A 2,021-nucleotide genomic window follows, 5' to 3' on the forward strand; every position below is an offset into this window, starting at 1 on the left:
CTGTTGACTCGCATCGCGAATGGAGAAATCCTTCAAAAACGCAATTGCCATTGCCAATCTCAGCAGTACGAACTTCGGCGCCCTCGGTTTTATCGGCGCCATCTGACCAGATTTATTCTGAACAGAAAACGGAGGGGCCGATGCGCGCGCTCGCCTTGAGAACCGTCTCTCTTCTCGCCCTCGCTACCCTGAGCTGGATTTCCGGCACGCCCGCCGCACGCGCGGAGGACGGGGCCGATGAGCAATTTGGCAAGGTGCACTTCCAGACCTCCTGCAACGAGGTGGCGCAGCGCCGCTTCGATCGCGGGATGCGTTATCAGCACTCGTTCTGGTACCGGCCCGCAAAGGAAATTTTCGAGGAGACGCTGCAGGCCGATCCGGAATGCGCGATCGCCTATTGGGGCATTGCGCTGAGTCTGCTGTACAATCCGCATTTTCCCGCGCCTAAGGAAAACCTCACCGGAGGTATCGCCGCGCTGCAGAAGGCCAAGGCACTCGGCGCCAAGAGCGAACGCGAACGCGACTATATCGACGCGCTGCTGGCCTTCTATTCGGGCGACGAAAAGACGACGTTTGGCCAGCGCGCGCAGGCCTATCTCAAGGCAACCGAAGCCGTCGCCGCGCGCTATCCCGATGATGACGAGGCGCAGATCGCCTACGCCATTACGCTGAATGTCACGGCGTCACCAAACGACAAGACCTACGCCAACCAGCTCAAGGGCGCTGCTATCCTGGAGCCGATCTTCAAGCGCCAGCCGCGGCATCCCGGCGTCGCGCATTATCTGATCCACCTCTATGACTATCCGGCGATCGCAGAGCAAGGACTCGACGCTGCCAAGCGCTATTCCGAGATCGCGCCGGCGGCACCGCACGCCTTGCATATGCCGTCGCACATCTTCACGCGCGTCGGCTACTGGAACGAATCCATCGACGCCAATAGCCGTTCCGCCAAGGCTGCCAAGGAGGGCAAGGACCCAAGCGAGCAGCTGCATGCCGACGACTATATGGTCTACGCCCTGCTCCAGCTTGCGCAGGACAGCCGGGCCAGCGAGGTCATCGCGGACATGGTTGCGACCACGGGCTATGCGCCGGCTGTCCGCGCCGGTCCCTACGCGATAGCGGCCAGCCAAGCGCGCTATATGGTCGAGCGTGGTGATTGGCAGGGCGCTGCTGCGCTGAAGGTCGAGCCGAGCCGGTTTGCCTATGTCGATGCGATCACCTATTTCGCCCGCGCTCTTGGCGCCGCGCGCTCCGGCAATGCAGACGCAGCAACGGCGGACATCGCCAAGCTGGCAGAGTTGCGGGACAAGCTGCAGCAGGACAAGGACGCCTATTGGACCGAAATCGTGGACATTCAGCGGCAGGTCGCTACAGCCTGGCAGCTCAACGCCCTGGGGAAACAGGCGGATGCGCTGGAAGCGATGCGCCTTGCCGCCGATGCCGAAGACAAGACCGAGAAATCCATCGTGACGCCGGGTCCGCTTGCCCCCGCACGCGAGCTTTACGGGACCATGCTGCTCGAACGTGGCATGGCGACGGAAGCATTGGCCGCGTTCGAAAGCACCATGCGCAAAGAGCCGAACCGCTTCGGCGCGACCATCGGCGCCGCTCACGCGGCCGAGAAAGCGGGGGATGCTGTGAAGGCCCGCCAGTACTACGCGAAAGTCGTCGAAACGGCGAGAAATGGCGACTCGTCTCGGGAAGACCTCGCGGCCGCACGAAAGTTGATGGCTCAGAATTAGCAAAGGTGCCGCGGCAACGTCCATGCGCCTGACCAGCAAATTCGTTGCAATCAGCGCAGCCAGTGCGCTGCTCTGCGCAGCCGCTGCGGTCTGGATATTGCGATCCGGTGAACCGGCACGCGCAACATCGGCCTCCGGCGAGGTCCGCCCGGTGTGGACGGAAATCGACTGGCCTTTCGGCGCGGACCCCTGGGGGAAAGGAAAAGCGTTCCGCTGCAAGGCCGAAGATTGCGGCGGCGAGGTCCAGCTCTACGTTCGCCCCAAGCTCGGCTTTTGCAA

The 2,021-nt window shown here is 62.6% G+C and carries 1 protein-coding gene and 1 pseudogene; both read left to right on the forward strand.

Annotated elements, in window-relative coordinates; translation table 11 throughout:
* Nucleotides 1-140: 140 nt before the first annotated feature.
* The gene (locus GWG67_RS38605) at nt 141-1,742 is read left to right on the forward strand and encodes a hypothetical protein (protein ID WP_275174874.1); all 1,602 of its coding nucleotides are present in this window, start codon (nt 141-143) and stop codon (nt 1,740-1,742) included.
* A gap of 22 nt (nt 1,743-1,764) precedes the next feature.
* Nucleotides 1,765-2,021, forward strand: a pseudogene (locus GWG67_RS38610) (hypothetical protein); the annotation flags it as partial.

Origin of the sequence: Bradyrhizobium sp. CSS354, from assembly GCF_029051725.1 — a bacterium.
Lineage (GTDB): Bacteria > Pseudomonadota > Alphaproteobacteria > Rhizobiales > Xanthobacteraceae > Bradyrhizobium.

Excerpts from the sequence above, each read along its gene's own strand:
- GWG67_RS38605 (WP_275174874.1), top strand. The coding sequence starts at position 141 with ATGCGCGCGCTCGCCTTGAGAACCGTCTCTCTTCTCGCCCTCGCTACC.